Source organism: Nocardia sp. PLKS1-43 (assembly GCF_059510335.1).
Map to the genome: position 1 here is coordinate 253,733 of NZ_JCAJZQ010000006.1, position 17,562 is coordinate 271,294.

At 67.6% G+C, this 17,562-nt stretch carries 13 protein-coding genes; 2 read left to right on the forward strand and 11 right to left on the reverse strand.

From position 1 onward, the window contains the following. Positions 1–82 precede the first annotated feature (82 nt). Complete coding sequence (locus AC5WS7_RS23020) at positions 83–271, reverse strand: hypothetical protein (RefSeq protein ID WP_495956631.1); 189 nt, start codon at positions 269–271, stop codon at positions 83–85. Positions 272–378: 107 nt separating this feature from the next. On the opposite strand from AC5WS7_RS23020, the gene AC5WS7_RS23025 reads away from it, so the two are divergent. Continuing rightward, positions 379–2,775, forward strand: coding sequence for a helicase-associated domain-containing protein (locus AC5WS7_RS23025; RefSeq protein WP_495956632.1), 2,397 nt, complete (start codon positions 379–381; stop codon positions 2,773–2,775). 467 nt (positions 2,776–3,242) lie between these two features. Here the strand turns inward: AC5WS7_RS23025 and AC5WS7_RS23030 are convergent, their stop codons facing one another. The 4 genes from AC5WS7_RS23030 to AC5WS7_RS23045 form a co-directional block, all read right to left on the reverse strand. Further along, positions 3,243–4,652, reverse strand: coding sequence for a M1 family metallopeptidase (locus tag AC5WS7_RS23030; protein WP_495956633.1), 1,410 nt, complete (start codon positions 4,650–4,652; stop codon positions 3,243–3,245). Positions 4,653–4,753: 101 nt separating this feature from the next. Continuing rightward, entirely contained in the window at positions 4,754–5,398 is a 645-nt protein-coding gene (locus AC5WS7_RS23035; protein WP_495956634.1) for a LysE family translocator, read from the reverse strand. Between the two features lie 35 nt (positions 5,399–5,433). Further along, on the reverse strand, positions 5,434–6,081 hold the full coding sequence (locus tag AC5WS7_RS23040) for a DUF3239 domain-containing protein (RefSeq protein ID WP_495956635.1): 648 nt from the start codon (positions 6,079–6,081) through the stop codon (positions 5,434–5,436). Positions 6,082–6,566: 485 nt separating this feature from the next. Continuing rightward, positions 6,567–8,225 (reverse strand): DNA repair helicase XPB, encoded by a 1,659-nt coding sequence (locus AC5WS7_RS23045; RefSeq protein WP_495956636.1) that lies wholly within the window; start codon positions 8,223–8,225, stop codon positions 6,567–6,569. Positions 8,226–8,564: 339 nt separating this feature from the next. On the opposite strand from AC5WS7_RS23045, the gene AC5WS7_RS23050 reads away from it, so the two are divergent. Further along, the gene (locus AC5WS7_RS23050; protein ID WP_495956637.1) at positions 8,565–9,725 is read left to right on the forward strand and encodes a pyridoxal phosphate-dependent aminotransferase; all 1,161 of its coding nucleotides are present in this window, start codon (positions 8,565–8,567) and stop codon (positions 9,723–9,725) included. Positions 9,726–9,857: 132 nt separating this feature from the next. On the opposite strand, the gene AC5WS7_RS23055 is transcribed toward AC5WS7_RS23050, so the two are convergent. The 6 genes from AC5WS7_RS23055 to AC5WS7_RS23080 all read right to left on the reverse strand — a co-directional run bounded on the left by AC5WS7_RS23055 (position 9,858) and on the right by AC5WS7_RS23080 (position 17,435). After that, positions 9,858–10,508, reverse strand: a complete 651-nt coding sequence (locus tag AC5WS7_RS23055) for a LysE family translocator (protein ID WP_495956638.1) — start codon at positions 10,506–10,508, stop codon at positions 9,858–9,860. A 618-nt stretch (positions 10,509–11,126) separates the two neighbouring features. After that, positions 11,127–12,203 (reverse strand): 3-deoxy-7-phosphoheptulonate synthase, encoded by a 1,077-nt coding sequence (locus tag AC5WS7_RS23060; protein WP_495956639.1) that lies wholly within the window; start codon positions 12,201–12,203, stop codon positions 11,127–11,129. A 228-nt stretch (positions 12,204–12,431) separates the two neighbouring features. Beyond that, positions 12,432–13,331: a formylglycine-generating enzyme family protein gene (locus AC5WS7_RS23065; protein ID WP_495956640.1), complete on the reverse strand. Its 900-nt coding sequence runs from the start codon at positions 13,329–13,331 to the stop codon at positions 12,432–12,434. A gap of 47 nt (positions 13,332–13,378) precedes the next feature. After that, positions 13,379–15,730 carry an arylsulfatase gene (locus tag AC5WS7_RS23070; RefSeq protein WP_495956641.1) on the reverse strand — a complete coding sequence of 784 codons (2,352 nt, stop codon included), beginning with the start codon at positions 15,728–15,730 and terminating at the stop codon, positions 13,379–13,381. A gap of 247 nt (positions 15,731–15,977) precedes the next feature. Further along, positions 15,978–16,451: a carboxymuconolactone decarboxylase family protein gene (locus AC5WS7_RS23075; protein ID WP_495956642.1), complete on the reverse strand. Its 474-nt coding sequence runs from the start codon at positions 16,449–16,451 to the stop codon at positions 15,978–15,980. A gap of 105 nt (positions 16,452–16,556) precedes the next feature. Then, the gene (locus AC5WS7_RS23080; protein WP_495956643.1) at positions 16,557–17,435 is read right to left on the reverse strand and encodes an oxidoreductase; all 879 of its coding nucleotides are present in this window, start codon (positions 17,433–17,435) and stop codon (positions 16,557–16,559) included. Positions 17,436–17,562 lie beyond the last annotated feature (127 nt).

A 17,562-nucleotide genomic window follows, 5' to 3' on the forward strand; every position in this document is an offset into this window, starting at 1 on the left:
CTGAGGCACGTTTCAGCTTTTTATCGGGACACAAGAAAAGGCCCCGCATCCGAAAGGATGTGGGGCCTTTTCTGTTTCGCGGTCAGCGGTTGATCACCGTGCGCGGGTGCACGTAGGCAATCTCTTCCGCCGGCACCGGAAGCTCGGTGTCCTCACCGAACGGCGAAAGACCACCGGAACGGGTCGAGGAGAGCTCGGTGACCGCATGGTCACCATTGTCGAGCTGCGGCCAGCCGTTATCGACGTAGGGTTTCTTCGATTTGTTCACCACGGCATCATTCTGGCACGGCCGCCTCGATCGCCGCACGCTCCCATGGCCGCTCGGCGCACCGACCGGTCCCCCAGCGCCCACCCGCGTGTCGCCGTAGGCTGGAAAGGATGACCACGACCGACCGCACGCCCCGGACCGGGGACGACCGTCCCACGGGAGCCGCTCCCGCCGCCCGAGGCACGGCCGGTGTCGCCCAGCTGGCCGACTGGTTGTCCGCCCGCACCGACGACGAGCTGGTGACCCTGCTGGAACTGCGCCCGGATCTGGCCGTACCGCTGCCCGGATCAATGGCCGTCCTGGCCGCCCGCGCCGAACAGCGAGCGTCGGTGCTGCGAGTCTGCGACGACCTCGACACACTCGATTTCGCGATCATCGAGACCCTGGCCGTGCACGGTGCGGCCTTTCCGAGCCGCACAGCCGCACCGCTGCCGCGCAAGCAGTTGCAGAAACTGCTGAGCGATCGGGTACCCGCCAAGACGGTCGATCTGTCCGTCGCCCGGCTCACCGCCCGCGCTCTGGTCTGGGGCACGAAGGAGCTGCATCTGGTCGCGGCCGCGAAGGACGCGCTGCCCTGGCAGCTGGGCAGCACCACCGAACTTCCCGACGCACTCACCGAACCTGAGATCGTCGAGGCGCTGACCGAGATCGGTCCTCCCGAACGCGCTTTGCTGGACAAACTGGCCGCCACCGGTCCGCGCGGCCGCACCCGCGACGCCGCACCCGGCACCGCACCGGACCGCCCGATTCAACGGCTGCTCGCCCATCGCCTGCTGAACTGGGTCGACGCGGAGACCGTCGAACTGCCGCCGGCGGTCGGGCAGGTACTGCGCCGCGAACCGGTAACCGATCCGCATGCGCTCGTGCCGCCACGGCCCACACCGGTCAAGCACACCGCCACCGACGTCAACGCCGCGGCCGCGGGTGAGGTGGGCGAACTGCTGCGGCACTGCGGGGACATCCTCGAGGTGCTCGGCACCGCGCCCGCACCCGCGCTGCGCTCCGGCGGGCTCGGCGTTCGGGAGTTGCGCCGCATCGCCAAGCAGACCGGCGTCGAGGAGACCCGCGTCGGACTGCTCGCCGAGGTGCTCGCGGCAGCACGCCTGCTGGACAAGGGCATTCCTGAACCACCCCCGCCGGACGACTCGCTGGACGACAGCTGGGCACCCACGGCCACTGCCGACGGCTGGCGCGAACATTCGCCGGCTCGCCGCTGGGTGGTCCTCGCGCACGCCTGGCTGGAACTGGACCGCTTCCCCTGGATGATCGGTCTGCGCGACGCCAATGACAAACCGCTGGCGGCACTATCGATGGAATTGCGCAATATGCACGCGATCCGGGACCGCCGGGCGATTCTGCGGCTGCTGGCCGAATTCCCGCCGGGCGCCGCGGTTTCGGCCGCGGACCTGGCACGCGTGCTGGCCTGGCGACAGCCGCGTCTGCGCAGGCACTTTCACACCGACGCCGTGGAACGCACCCTCGCCGAGGCCGCGACGCTGGGACTGATCGGCCGTGGCGCGCTGGCCTCCGCCGGACGCGCGCTACTGCACGGCCCCGGCGCGTCCGGCGATGCCGCCGTCCCCGAGGAGGCGTTGCGCAACGCCGAGGCCGAAATGGATTCGGCGTTACCCGAGCCGGTCGACCACGTGCTGGTGCAGGCGGACCTGACGGTGATCGCCCCCGGACCGCTCATCCCGGATCTGCAGAGCCGGATCGCGCTGGTGGCCGATATCGAATCCGCCGGTGCGGCAACCGTTTACCGGATCGGCGAAACATCGGTGCGGCGCGCCCTGGACGCCGGGATGACCGCGGCCGAACTGCATCAGCTGTTCACCACGTACTCGCGCACCCCGGTTCCGCAGTCGCTGACCTATCTGATCGACGATGTGGCCCGCCGGCACGGACGGCTGCGAGCCGGTATCGCCCAATCCTTCGTCCGCAGTGAGGATCCCGCGCTTCTGGCCGAGGTGCTCGCCGCGCCGGTGGCCGAGCAGTTGGCGTTGCGAGCGGTCGCACCGACCGTGGCGATCTCACAGGCCACGCTCGCCGAGGTCCTCGATGAGCTGCGGGCGGCGGGATTCAGTCCGGCCGGGGAAGACTCCTCGGGTGCGATCGTCGATCTGCGCCCGCGCGGCGCGCGCATTGCGGCTCGCCCGAACACCCGCAACGCCTGGCGGCCCAGCCTGCCCAGTACCGTACAGCTCGGACAGCTGGTGGCCGAACTACGTGCCGGAGAACTTGCGGCACAGGCGAAATCGGGTCGGACCGTGCGTTCCGACGGCTCCCGCACCAGTACCGCGGCCACCATGGCCCTGCTTCAGCTGGCCGTGCGGGTGCGACGGCCGGTGCACATCGGATACGTCGACGCCCAGGGTGTCGCGACGCAACGCATCGTGGAACCACTCCAGGTTTCCGGCGGCCAGTTGAACGCCCTGGATCCGGTCACCGGCGCGGTGCGGAATTTCACCCTGCACCGGATCGCGTCCGTGGCGCTGGTGGATCAGTAGCCGCCCGCGCCGACCGCAAGGCTCAGTAGTCGGTCGAGTACTGCTGGGACAGGCCCTGCAGGCCGAGCATCAGATATCCGAGGGACCGGCCCAGAGTGTTGCTGAGCAGCATGAGTCCGTAGATATTCATTTGTCCGGCCTTCCCTCGAGACGTTGTGCGGACAGATTGTAAGCACAATTGTTAACGGTGGTGCATCGTTACCTGTCCCAACGGACTGTTCGGTCGATACACACTTGCCATCATCACCCTCCGACACGGTGTATGCGCTGCGTCGATGGAGATGGCTCAGACACGTCACCGCCCGAAACAGCCGAGCGGACAACCGGTTCCGGTCCGGGTTCCGCAGGCGGCATCGGAAAGCGTGGCCGAGCCCCACCTCGAGTAATCCCGATCGCACGAACCGCGGCGACAGACGTCGGTATCGAATGCGGTTGTCCGGCAGCCACACCCGACGGCCACCGTCGGCTCAGGTGTGCAGAGAACCCGGGTAGAGGAACCTGTCGGCGGGGCGGGTCGCGCCGTCGAGCCAGGCGGCGAAGAAGCCGGACAGGTCGATCGGGGTTCTGGACTGCATGTACCGGCGGAACTCCGGCATCGAGGCATTGCCGTAGGCGTGTGCTCGCACGAATTGGGCGATCGACGGGAAGAAGACACCGTCGCCGATCAGGCGGCGCAGCGCGTGCAGGAACAACGGGCCGCGGTAGTAGACCGAGGTGAATTCCTTCCCGGCGCCGGGGTTCTGCAGCGGGATCTGCCAGAAGTCCGCTCGGTTGCGGTATTCGGCGAGCGTGCTGCGGTACTGCGCGTCGGCGTCCTTGCCCTGCTTGCGTTCCGGCCACAGGTAGTCGGCGGTATAGCTGGCGAAACATTCGTTCAGGCAGACGTCGGACCAGTTCCGCACCGACATGGAATTGCCCCACCACTGATGGGTGTTCTCGTGGACGACCGTGTGCAGTTCGGCCCACGGGGCATAAATCGGGCGGGTCTGCGTCTCCAGCGAGAAATGCAGATCGGTGTCGACGTAGATGCCGCCGCCGCTCTCGAAAGGGTAAGGGCCGTAGAGGGATTCGAGGAAGTCCAGCACCTCCGGCAGCCGCCGCTCGAGATCCTTGCGCGACTCCGACCTCGGGGCGAAGGCGCTGATCAGCGGGGTTCCGTTGGCACGACGCTGATTCAGGAAATCGAGATGATCGATCGCGACGGTGGTCAGATAGCCGAGCACCGGATGCTGCGTCGCCCATTGCGCGGTCCGCTGCGAGCCGTGCACCTCGTCGCGCACGCGCAGCCCGTTCGAGATGACCTGCCATTCCCGCGGAACCGTCACGGTCAGGTCGAATGTGGCCTTGTCCAGCGGAGTGTCGTTGAGCGGGTACCAGGTCGCGGCGGAATGCGGTTCACCCGCGACGAACGCTCCGCCACTGGGCGAGAAGGTCCAACCGTGATCGGAGTTGTTCGACTCGATGCCGGAGTATCGGACGGTCACGGTGAACGGCAGTCCGGGCAGGATCGGCAGGGCCGGTGTGACATTCACCTTGTGATCACCGCTGCGGGCGAATCCGGCGGGCAGATTGTTCACCGAAACCTGTTGCACGGCAGGGCCGCTGAAGTCCAGCGTGAATGCGCGCAGCGGCTGGCCGGCGACCGCGTCCAGCCGTGCGGCGCCGGTCAGGTGATGTGTCGGCGGGTCGTAATCGATGGCGACCGCGTAGTGGTCGACGTGGTATCCGCCATTGCCGTCGTCGGGATAGTAGGGATCGCCGAGCCCCGGCGCGCCGACCAGGGGATCGGCAGGCGTTCGCGCCTGCGCCGGAATCGACAACCCGGCCGCCAGCAACACACCGGACAGCACTGCGCACACCCATTTGCGCGATGTCATGCGGACTTGTCCACCCCCTTCTCGGCATGCGGTTCCGGTGACGGTCGATGCTAACCCACCCGAAAGCCCAGGCCGGAGCGGCACACCAGGCGAACCGTCGGCTATCCGCCCGAACCCGAGACCGCCACGCTCGCGCCGAGCCCCATGATCATTACGCCCCCGGCGCCGCCGACGGCCTCCAGACGCCGCGGCGACCGCGCGAACCAATCGCGAGCGGTACCGGCCAGCAGCGCCCAAGTGCTGTCCGAGACCAGCGCGATGCACACGAATATGCAGCCCAGGGCCAGCATCTGCAACGGCACCGAACCGTGCTCGCGATCCACGAACTGCGGCAGCATCGCGGAGAAGAAGATGATCGCCTTCGGGTTGGTCACCCCGACGATGACCCCCTGCCGGAACACCCGGCGATGCGCCGTCGGCTCCGTCGATGTCGAGGCGGCCAACGCAGTGCGTAGCGATCGCCGCTGCCGGATCGCCTGGGCGCCGATATAGATCAGGTACAGTCCGCCGCCGACCTTCACGATCGTCAGGGCGATCGCGGACGCCGCGACCAGCGTGCCGAGACCGGCCGCGACCAGCGCCAGCATGATCTGCACGCCGAGGGCATGCCCCAGCACCGAAACCAGTGCCGCCCGTTTGCCATCGGTCAGCGCGCGACCGACCGTGAACAGGACGCCAGGACCGGGAATCACGATGATGATCGTTCCGGCCACGATGAATGCGAGCAGATTTGCGGCGGACGGCATCTTTCGATCATACGAAGGCGCGCAAGGGTTTTTGGCTAACCGCGCAGTTCCTCGGGCAACTGGTGCGGATCGAGCAGGAGACGTCCGAAATCGGCGGTGCGCACCTTGTCGGCCAGGGAACGGTTGTCGGCCAGTAGTTTCCATTCGGCCGCCGGAATGGCGTCGCGGGCACGGGCGATGACCTCCGGATCGCGGGTGCCCCAGGCGATCGGCATCGCGCCGACCGACTGCCGCAATCCGCCCACCGACAGCGGTGCGCGGTCGGCCCGCACGGTCACCGACGGGATCTGCTCACCGGGCCAGGACCGATGGCCGGGCAGCGACCGCACGGTACGGGTGATCAACGCATAGCGCGGCGCCGCACCGGATTTGGCCAGGTTGACCAGAGCCAGCAGCAGCGCTCCGCGCGGATGCCGATCCGAGACGATCGCCGGGACGAGTTCGCCCTCGGCATAGAGCTTTTCGATCCGGGCGCGATGCGGCGTCCACAGCGCCACGAACAGCGAGGTCACCGTGCCGAGCCCGAAGGCGACGGCCAGCAGGAACGAATACGGGTGGTCCAACCAGATCAAACCGGCGGTACCCAGCCCGAGCACGACGGTCGTGGTGAACGCCAGAACTCGAAGCTTGCGGGTGTCCGCGACGACCTCGTTCACCGCCCGCGCATGTTCCCGGTCCACCACGAATTCGAACGCTCTCTTTTCCGCATCCGCTTCGCTCCGGCGGGCCGCGGCCTCCCAAGGCTCGATTCTTCCCTCCTCCGCTCCGTCAGTCCGGAATCGAGCCGGGCCGCGGCCTTCGGCGTTGTCCGGCATGGGCGAACCTGGCCGACCTCGGACTCCGTCACGCTTCGCACGCTGCGCCGATCCCGCATCGCCGCTGCCCCCGCCCTCGGAGTCGCCATTGTCCGAGGTGGACAGATCCGGGCGACGTTGCGGCCACGTGCCATGGGTGAGTGGCACCGCTTCCCGGCTTCGCTCCTGTGCCGAGGTTGGGCTGGAATCGCCCCCGGGCGCGGCCTCGGGTTCGGCGTTGTGCGGAGGGAGCGCGCCGGGTGGCCGCTGATCGCCGGGCGGGCGATCCGGGTGGAGAGGGCCGGCACCTGGCTCGCTCCGGCCGGGCGGGCGTTCAACCATGTTCAGGTCCTCCGTCCGGTTCCTCGAGTGGTCTAACCGATCGCGGGGCCCAACAGGTCGTCGGCGTCGGTGATTCGGTAGGCATACCCCTGTTCGGCCAGGAAACGCTGTCGGTGCGCAGCATATTCTGCGTCCAGCGTGTCGCGGGACACCACCGAATAGAAGTGCGCCTGTCCGCCGTCGTGCTTCGGGCGCAGCAGGCGGCCCAACCGCTGAGCCTCCTCCTGACGGGAGCCGAAGGTGCCCGAAACCTGTACTGCCACAGACGCTTCGGGAAGGTCGATGGAGAAATTGGCGACCTTGCTCACCACCAGCACCGGAATTTCGCCGTTGCGGAACGCGTCGAACAGCGCCTCGCGCTCCTTGGTGCGGGTCGAGCCCTGAATCACCGGCGCGTTCAGATGTTCACCCAATTCGTCCAGCTGATCCAGATAGGCGCCGATGACCAGACTCGGAGCATCCTTGTGCCGCGCGAGAATCGACTCCACCACAGGGAGTTTGGTGCGCGCGGTGGAGCACAGCCTGTAGCGCTCCTCGGGTTCGGCGGTGGCGTACGCCATCCGTTCGGCGTCGGTGAGCGTCACCCGCACCTCGATGCAGTCGGCCGGGGCGATCCAGCCCTGCGCCTCGATATCCTTCCACGGCGCGTCGTACCGTTTGGGCCCGATCAGCGAGAACACATCGCCCTCGCGGCCGTCCTCGCGGACCAGGGTCGCGGTGAGACCGAGGCGGCGACGCGATTGCAGATCGGCCGTCATCCGGAAGACCGGGGCGGGCAGCAAATGCACCTCGTCGTAGATGACCAGGCCCCAGTCCCGGCTGTCGAACAGCTCCAGATGCCGGTACTCACCCTTGGTCTTGCGGGTGATGACCTGGTACGTCGCGATGGTGACGGGGCGGATCTCCTTGCGTTCGCCGGAGTATTCGCCGATCTCGTCCTCGGTGAGCGAGGTGCGCGCCAGCAGCTCCCGCCGCCACTGCCGGCCCGCGACCGTATTGGTCACCAGGATCAGCGTGGTGGCCTTGGCCTTGGCCATCGCCGCCGCGCCGACCATGGTCTTACCCGCGCCGCACGGCAGCACCACCACGCCCGAGCCGCCGGCCCAGAACGAATCCGCGGCCAATTCCTGGTAATCGCGCAGGTGCCAGGCATGGGTGCCGAAGTCCAGATCGATCTGGTGTGCCTCACCGTCGACGTATCCGGCCAGATCCTCGGCGGGCCAGCCCACCTTGAGCAGCATCTGCTTGATCCGGCCGCGCTCGGACGGATGCACCTGCACCGTGTCGTCATCGATGCGGGCACCCAGCATCGGCTGGATCTTCTTGTGCCGCAACACCTCTTCCAGCACCGCGCGATCGAGGCTGACCAGTACCAGACCGTGCGCGGGATGTTTCATCAGCTGCAGCCGGCCATATCGGGCCATGGTGTCCACGACATCCACCAGCAACGGCTGCGGCACCGCGTACCGGGAGTACTTCACCAGAGCGTCGACGACCTGCTCGGCATCGTGCCCGGCCGCGCGCGCGTTCCACAGCGCCAGCGGGGTGACCCGGTAGGTGTGCACGTGTTCGGGCGCGCGCTCCAACTCGGCGAACGGCGCGATCGCCTGACGGGCGGCATCGGCCTGCTCGTGCTCCACCTCGAGCAAGAGGGTCTTGTCGCTCTGAACGATGAGTGGTCCGTCTGTCACGGCACCTCCTGCGGTTCGCGGGCCGGGTCCATTCTTGCCGATGGGACCGACACGGCCGCCGCCACCGGGGCTGAGCACGCAATGTACCTGCTCGAGCGGTTGACGAACCGCGTTCGGCGGATATATCCGGCCGCATATCGGCCGCGCGCCCATCCGTCCCGTGGAACACCGTTCACTCCGGCTGTCTTCCCTGATCCCGCGCGCTCGATCGCCGCATCGGCCGTGGCGTCGCTCACAGGGCCGCAGACGGCGGCCCTTCGCCTCGCCGGGCCGGCCGTAGGCCGGTACCGGGCCACCGCCACCGCTGAAGCTCCGGCTGACACGCGCTACCTTGTGACCATGCGAAATCCGCCGACCGTCGCCCGCTTGCGCCCGTTCGCCTCGACGATCTTCGCCGAGATGACCGAACTGGCGGTGCGGCACGGCGCGGTCAACCTGGGCCAGGGATTTCCGGATTCGGACGGTCCGGCGGCCATGCTCGAGGTGGCCGAGCGGGCCATCGCCGAGGGGTTCAACCAGTACCCGCCCGGTCGCGGTGTGCCGGTGCTGCGGCAGGCGATCGCGCGGGATCGCGCCGAGCGGTACGGCACCCGCTACGACCCCGACAGTGAGATCCTGGTCACGGTGGGGGCCACCGAGGCGATCAGCGCCGCGGTGCTCGGACTGGTCGAGCCCGGCGAGGAAGTCGTGCTGATCGAGCCGTACTACGACTCCTATGCGGCGGCGGTCGCGTTGGCCGGTGCCACCCGCCGCACCGCCCGGCTGGTGCCCGACGGCGACGGCTTCGCGCTGGACCTGGACAGCCTGCGGGCCGCGATCACCCCGAAAACCCGTGTACTGCTGTTGAATTCGCCGCACAACCCGACCGGGACGGTGCTCGGCCGCGCGGATCTGCTGGCCATCGCCGAGCTGGCGCACGAACACGACCTCATCGTGGTGACCGACGAGGTGTACGAACATCTCACCTTCGACGGGCACGAGCACATCAGCATCGCCACGCTGCCCGGGATGTACCAGCGGACCGTCGTGATCTCCAGCGCCGCGAAGACCTTCAGCGTGACCGGCTGGAAGATCGGCTGGGCGTGCGCACCCGCGCCACTGCTGGACGGCGTGCTGGCGGCCAAGCAGTTCCTCACCTTCGTCGGCGGCGGCCCGTTCCAGCCCGCGGTCGCACACGCCCTCGAACACGAACTGCCCTGGGTCGCGAAGTTGCGAGACGACCTGGCGGACAAGCGCGTTCGCCTGTCCCGGGCGCTGGCCGAAGCCGGATTCGGCGTCAAACGCAGCGACGGAACCTATTTCGTCTGCGCCGACATCACCCCGCTGAGTTCCGCCGACGCCATGACGTTCTGCCGCGAACTACCCGAACGCCTCGGCGTTGCCGCGGTCCCGCTGTCCGCCTTCGCCGATCACGCCGACTCCTGGAATCGCCTGGTGCGCTTCACCTTCTGTAAGAAGGAGGAAACCATCACCGAAGCCGTTCGCCGCCTCACGCACTGATTCCGCCTCTCCGTCCGCGCCGTCGGCGTGCCGGGGGAATGCGCACCCCGGACGCCGGGAACCCGGCTGCCGTTGCGCGGGCTGTCTCCGCGGCAGGTCCTGATTTGCGGATCCGTGGCGTGGGCGGGACGGTCAGGAAACGGCTGCCAGGGGCCGGGTTCGATCGGAGGCGAGCAGGACGGCGATGGTTCCGAGCAGGGTTCCGGTGATCCAGCGTTGCATCCGCAGCCAGGCGGGGCGTTTGCCGAGGAATCCCGCGATGGCGCCCGCGCCGAGGACGATCAGGCCGTTCACGGTCAGCGCGACGGCGATCTGGAGCCCGCCCAGGCACAGGCTCTGCAACCAGATCCGTCCGTGCGCGGGCTCCACGAACTGCGGGATCAGCGCCATGTACATGATCGCGATCTTCGGATTCAGCAGGTTCGTCAGCAGTCCCATGCCGAACAGCCGCCGCGTCGAATCCGCCGGTAGCGCACTGGGCGCGAACGCCGATATTCCGCCGGGCCGCAACGTCTTCCACGCCAACCACCCGAGATACAGCGCCCCGGCGGACTTCACCGCCAGGTACAACTCGGGCACCACCGCGAAGATCGTCGTGATCCCGGCCGCCGCGGCCGCCAGGTAGCACAGGAATCCCACCGCGACCCCGCCCAGCGACACCAATCCGGCCCGCCGCCCCTGCGACACCGTCCGCGACACCAGGTACATCATGTTCGGCCCCGGCGTCAGCACCAGCCCGAACGCAGCCACCAGAACCCCGACCACCGCAGTCATCCCGATCATGCCCCCATACTGGCCCGCTCACCCGCCCCCTGTCGCGGTCCACTCCCAACCCGCTGGCCTGCCCGTGCCGACCCACTCGCGCCGAGGCCGGCCGAATCCGCCCGGTGACGCCGGACCGAACACGGACATCGCGATCCACCCAAAGCTACAACAGACCCCTTGCACGACAACAAGTTTCATGAAAGAACCAGGTCCACCGCCGAGCACTCCCGAAACCACCCCGTCCCGGCTTCTCCGAGACGGCACCTCGATGCTACTTCCAGCAGGATCGGATTCGACCAACCGTCCTGCCAACGGAAGTCGCGGTTCATGACGCCGGACCGGAACTCCGACGCCACGAATCACTGCCCGAGCCCTGTAAAGCTCCGCACAACAACTGTTTTCGCAGCCACATGGGTAAGTCCTCCGTACGCCCGAACTCGACCTCGCACCCACCCGCCGACCGGCACCACCCCGAACCGCGCGGCGCCGACCGACCGGGGTTCCGCGACAACGGATTTCGGTCGCACACGGGTAACTCACGGGCACGCCCGAAAGCACCGCGCACCCTGCCTCCGGCCCGACACGAAAGCCCCTGTGCCCCCGACGGCACGCTCGAGACGCGGCGAGGCGGGCAAGCTAGGCGGCTTGGGCCAGGCGGTCCAATTGTGTTGCGGTGGTGTCCCAATCGAGGCAGGCGTCGGTGATCGATCGGCCGTAGGTGAGGTCCGCGGCGTGGCCGAGGGTCAGGTCCTGGCGGCCCGCGACCAGGAAGCTCTCCATCATCAGGCCGACGACGCGGCGGTCGCCCGCGGCGAGACGTTCGGCGATATCGGTGACGACGTCGACCTGGCGGTTGTGGTCCTTGTTGCTGTTGCCGTGGCTGGCGTCGACCACGACACGCTGGGGCAGCTGCGCCTTCTCCAGCCGCAGGCACGCTTCGGCGACGGAGGCGGCGTCGTAGTTGGTGCCATTGCTGCCGCCGCGCAGGATGACGTGGCAGTCCGGATTTCCGGACGTGCGGATCAGTGCGGAACGCCCGTCCAGATCGGTCCCCGGGAAGACGTGGCTGGCCCCGGCCGCACGCACACCGTCCACCGCCACCTGCACATCACCGTCGGTGCCGTTCTTGATGCCGACCGGCATGGACAACGCACTGGACAGCTGCCGATGCACCTGGCTGGCCGCGGTGCGCGCGCCGATCGCGCCGTAGGAGACCAGATCGGCGATGTACTGCGGGGTGATCGGGTCGAGGAATTCACAGGCGACCGGCAGCCCGAGCGCGGTGATGTCGACCAGCAGCCGGCGTCCCAGTCCCAGGCCGGTGTTGACGTCGAACGATCCGTCCAGGTGCGGATCGTTGATCAGTCCCTTCCAGCCGAGGGTGGTGCGCGGCTTCTCGAAGTAGACCCGCATCACCACGTGCAGCCGATCGGACAGCTCCGCGGCCTTGGCGGCCAGTCGCCGCGCGTAGTCCATCGCGGCCTCCGGATCGTGCACCGAACACGGGCCGACCACGACCATCAGCCGGTCGTCGGCACCGTTGAGCACGTCGACGGTGGCCTTTCGGCCCGCCCGGACGACGTCCGCGAGGGCGTTATCGATCGGGTGCGCACGTCGCACGTCGGCGGGCGAGAGCAACGGGCTCACGCTCAGGGTGCGGCGATCATCCAGATCGGCAAGGGGGTTCGCGGCGGCATCGGCTGCGGTTGTCATCGTATGGGTTCCTGATCTGTAGATCCGGCCCACCGAGCGGAAATACCCGTCGAGCCGGTAGTCCGGCTCGGGGTGGTTGGGTCAGCGCGGTTCACCGACCGGCCCACCCGGGGCCGGGGAGATAAACCAGAAATACGCGCGCTGCACGCCAGCGACAGTAGCACAGCGCGATCGCATGGCCGGCCGGCCCCGGCACGCCGGCCGCTGCGGTACCGGCGCGACACGATCTCACCCTTCGGACGCGACGCACCGGAACCCGAGATGGCAGGTTGCGGTGTCCTCGGTCTGGCCCTGCCGCGCGGCGGGCCGGTACCGCAGGCAGTACTCGGCCGCGCACAGGTACGATCCGCCCTTGACCACGTATCGCGAAAAGCGTTGCGCTGCTGCTGTTTCGAGCGCGAAACCCGGCGGATCGCCTGGGGCGCAGCAGGTTCCCGGCAAACGCTCGGCACGGAAACGATCCACGGTCCACTCCCACACGTTGCCGGTCATGTCGTGCAGACCGTAACCATTGGGTGCGTAGGTGCCGACCGCTGTGGTGCCCGGCTTCGCGGTCTGGCCCCGGCCGGGGTGGAACTGCCACGGAAACGCGCCGACCCAGACATTGGCCATGCGGCGGCCGGTGGGTTCGAACTCGTCGCCCCAGACGTAGGTGGCCCCGTCCAATCCGCCGCGGGCGGCATACTCCCATTCCGCCTCGGTCGGCAGCCGTTTACCGGCCCAGGCCGCGTAGGCGGCCGCGTCCGCGTAGGCGACCTGGGTGACGGGGTGGCGGTCCAGCCCGTCGAGTGTGCTGCCGGGCCCACGCGGGTGCCGCCAGGATGCGCCGGGCACATACCGCCACCAGCGGCGCCAATCATCCAGCCGCACCGGCCTTCCGGTGGGCCGGAAGACCAGCGCGCCCGGAACCAGGTCCCGCGTCCGCGCGTCCGGATAGTCCTCGGCCGCGGGGGTTCGTTCGGCGACCGTGACGTATCCGGTCTGCTTCACGAAACGCCGGAACGCCGCGTTGGTCACCGGATGCGGGTCGATCCGGAACGAATCGACCCGCACCACCCGCACCGGCCGCTCCTCGGGGAAGAACTCCTCGGACCCCATCGCGAAGCTGCCACCGGGTATCCGGATCATGCCGCGACCTGCCCCGTCGCGTGCCCGCACCGCCACGGGTTCCGGCCTCAATCCCGCGAGAACGCCGCTGCCGCAGCCATTTCCAGGTCCTGGTACGGCTTGCCGCTCACGTCCTCGATGACCTCGTGCACGGTCCCTCCGGTGAACGGGAACGGCGCGCGATACCGCGCGGAAACGGACTGGCCGTTGTCGCGGCCGACGCGGATTCCCTCCCCGACACCGGAGAACACGACCGGTTGAGTCCGCATGTCCTCCAGTGAGCCGACGGGATTCTCATCGATGTAGAGAACGCCCTCACCGGTCGGGGTGAAGTTGTCCGGCCGGGTTCCGCGCCGTTCGTACCGGACCCCGAGAATGTGGTCACCCACCGGCATCACGCGATCGGAGACGATGGTCTGCTCTTGCTCACCCAGGAAGTTGTAGGTGTAGTGCAGGTGACCGTCCTCGAGATACAGCGTGTGCCCGCCGAGTCGGCCGCCGTGGGCGAACAGCACCCCCTCGGCATCCGCACTGTCGATCGTCGTCTTCGCCAGCAGCGCGAACGACCGTCCCCGGATCTCCAGCGCCGCACCGGGTCCCACCTCCGCGCTGCCCGGATAGTAGACGGCGCTGTCCCGCTCGGCGCCGTAGGTCGGGCGGTAGCGGGTCAGGACGGAAATGATGTCGAGGTCGTTGAGCGGCATGCCGTTGTATTTCGCGGCCTCCGAGAACCACAGCTCCTTCATCTCCTCGAGCTTCTCGGGATGCACGTCGGCGAGGTCGTGCATCTGGCTGCGGTCCTGCTCGATGTGGAACAGTTCCCAGCGGTCCTGGTCGAAATGACCCCAGCCGGACGGACAGGCCGCGTGGACGGTGTCGGCGAACCAGCCGCGATGCCAGATTCCGCGGGTGCCCAGCATCGAATAGAACTGGGTGTGCTTGCCGACGTCCGCGTCGGCGTCATCGAACAACGCCCGGAAATTGATTCCTTCCAGCGGACGTTGCCGCACGTTCTGCACGGTGTCCGGGGGTGTGATGCCGAGCAGGTCGTAGACGGTCGGGGTGATATCGCAGACGTTCAGGTACTGATGGCGAACCTCGCCGCGGGCCGCTGTTCCGGCCGGCCACGACATGAGGCAGGGATCGGCGATGCCGCCTTCATGTGAGGCGTAGCGTTTGTACAGCTTGTACGGGGTGTTGAACGCCATCGCCCAGCCGATGCTGTAGTGGTTGTACGTCGTCGGCGAACCCAGCTCGCCGAGTTTGGCCAGGCTGTCCTCGATGGTGTCGATGTAGCCGTTGAAGAACTTCATCTCGTTGGCCGAGCCGTTCGGACCGCCCTCGCCGCTGGCGCCGTTGTCCGAGAAGGTGACGATGATGGTGTTGTCCAGTTGGCCGCTGTCCTCGAGGTAGTCCAGCAGCCGGCCGATCTGCGCGTCGGTGTAGGACAGGAATCCCGCGAAGACCTCCGCCTGCCGGCTGAACAAGCGCTTCTCGTCCTCCGACAGCGAATCCCATGCCCGCACGGTGTCCTGCATCGGCCACGGCTTGCCGTCCGCGCTGGTCACATTCGCGTACGGGTTCATGGGCGACAATTCGGTGTTCTCCGGTACCAGACCCAAGCGCTTCTGATTCTCCAGAACGATCTCGCGATACCTCTCGTAGCCCATGTCGAACCGGCCGCGGTATTCCTCGGCCCATTCCCGTGGCACGTGATGCGGCGCATGCCCGGCCCCCGGGCACAGATAGGTGAACCACGGTTTGCCGGGCGCGATCACCTTCGCATCGCGAATGAATTCGATCGCCTTGTCGGCCAGATCTTTCGACAGGTGATATCCGTCCTCGGGTGCGTACGGCGGCGAGACCGGGTGGTTGTCGTAGACCAGATTCGGATACCACTGGTCGGCCTCCCCGCCCAGGAATCCGTAGAAGCGATCGAACCCGCGCGCCAGCGGCCAGTGCCGCTTCGAGGCGGCCAGATTCTCCTCTTCCAATGGCGTCATATGCCATTTTCCGACCGCGTACGTATTCCACCCGCGTTCGGCGAGAACTTCCGAGCACAGCGCGGTCTCGGCCGGTATCCGGCCACACATGCTCGGGAACCCGTCGGTGAACTCCTCGATGGTGGCCATTCCGACGGAGGTCGCGTTTCTACCGGTCAGCAGCGAGGCGCGCGTCGGTGAACACAGTGCGGTGGTGTGGAACTGGGTGAACTGCACACCACGATCGGCGATCCGCTTCATATTCGGCATCTCGACCAGACCGCCGTAGCAGTCCCAGGTGCCGATCCCGATGTCGTCCCACACCAGATACAGGACATTCGGCGCGTCCTGCGGTGCGGTCGGCTCCGCGAAAGGCCGCCAGTCGGGCTCCGAATCGCGGATGTCGAGCGAAATTCTTCCCTCGAACTTCCTGGCCATCGTCCACCTCCGGTAACGAGCAGAGCGGAGCATGCCCCTTCGGGACATGCTTGTCAGGCACTGATCGACACCTTCGGTATGCAGTGAGCGTACGACGCGCACCACTACATGTCATCAGGTCGGTACCGCACCGGCAGACGGCCGGCGCGGCGTCGCCGACACGCATCTCGCGGACCGGCTCGCGCGGACCGGCGCAGGGCCCGGCTAGGATCGAAAGACCCTGCGCCGGACCATATTTCGCCGCATTTCAGCCGAGCATGCCGGGCTCGTACCCACCCGCGGGCGTCTGCACGATCACATTGAACCGGTTGTACGCGTTGATCACCGCGATGACCGAGATCAACGCGCCGATCTGCTCGTCGTCGTAGTGCTTGCGCACCTGTTCCCAGACCTCGTCGCTGACGCCGGTCTGCGCGTCGGCGATCCGGGTGCCCTCCTCGGCGAGCGCCAACGCGGCCCGCTCCGCCTCGGTGAAGACGGTGGCCTCGCGCCAGGCCGCGACCAGATTGAGGCGCACCCAGCTCTCCCCGTCCGCCACCGCGTCCTTGGCGTGCATATCGGTGCAGAAGCCGCAGCCGTTGATCTGGCTGGCACGCAACTTCACCAGTTCCTGGGTGCGCTTGGGCAGTGTCGACTGGTCGAGCACCTGCCCGACGGCGCCCAGCCGCTTGATGACCTTCGAGACGACATCGATTTCGAATGCGTTCAGGCGAGCTTCCATGACCGTGTCCTCACTCTCACTGTTTCCGCCGCATCGGCGGCGCTACACAGAGAAGACGCGACAGCATGCCGCGGTGTGACAGCTCCGGAAGTGACCTGCCTCACTTCACCGGCCGAAGCGGTAGGTGACCTTCGTCAGTTGTTCGGACATGTCCCACAGGCGGCGGGAGGTGACCTCGTCCTTGGACGCGGCCGAGGACGTGCTGGGACTCGGATGGCCACGCATGCCGCCCAGGCGGCTCGGACCGTAGTAGCCGCCGGGTTCGACCTCGGCGGTGGCCGCGTAGAGGCTGGGCAGGGCGCCCATCTCCGCACTCTGCGCCAGGATCCGGTTGCCCACCGGCATGAGCACGCTGATCAGCGATTCGGTGTGGAACTGCAGATCGGTCGCGGCGTATCCGGGATGGGCGGCGACGGAGATCTTGGACGAGCCGTGCGCGCTCAGGCGGCGCTGCAACTCGCGGGCGAACATCAGATTGGCCAGTTTGGCCTGTCCGTACGCCCTCCAGCGCTGGTACCTGCGGTGCTCCCAGTTCAGATCGGCCAGATCGATCCGCCCGATCAGGTGCGCACCGCTGGAAACGGTGACGATCCGCTCGGAGAGCTTGTCCAGCAGCAGCCCGGTGAGTGCGAAATGACCGAGATGGTTTGTGCCGAACTGCATTTCGAAGCCCTGCGCGGTACGGCGCAACGGCAGCGCCATCACGCCCGCGTTGTTGATCAGCACATCGGCGGCATCGACGGAGTCGGCGAATTCGCGCACCGAATCCAGGTCGGCGAGGTCCAGGCGGCGCACCTGCGCCCGCTCGCCGATGGTGTCCGCGACCGCCCGCGCCTTCACCTCGTCACGGCAGGCCATGATCACTCGCGCACCCGCGCCGGCCAGCGCTCGCGCGGTGACCGCACCCAGCCCGCTGTTGGCGCCGGTGACGATGAACGTCCGGTCGCTCTGATCGGGGATGTCGGCGATATCCCAATCACTCACGCTCCAGAGTCTAGAGCCCCGCGCCGGGCGCGTCCCGCCCCACAACGGTCGGAAGGCACATTCGAAGCTCAATGAGATAGGGTTGCCTAACCTGTGTAACCGCATTTCGGGTTGCACCGTGAGCGTG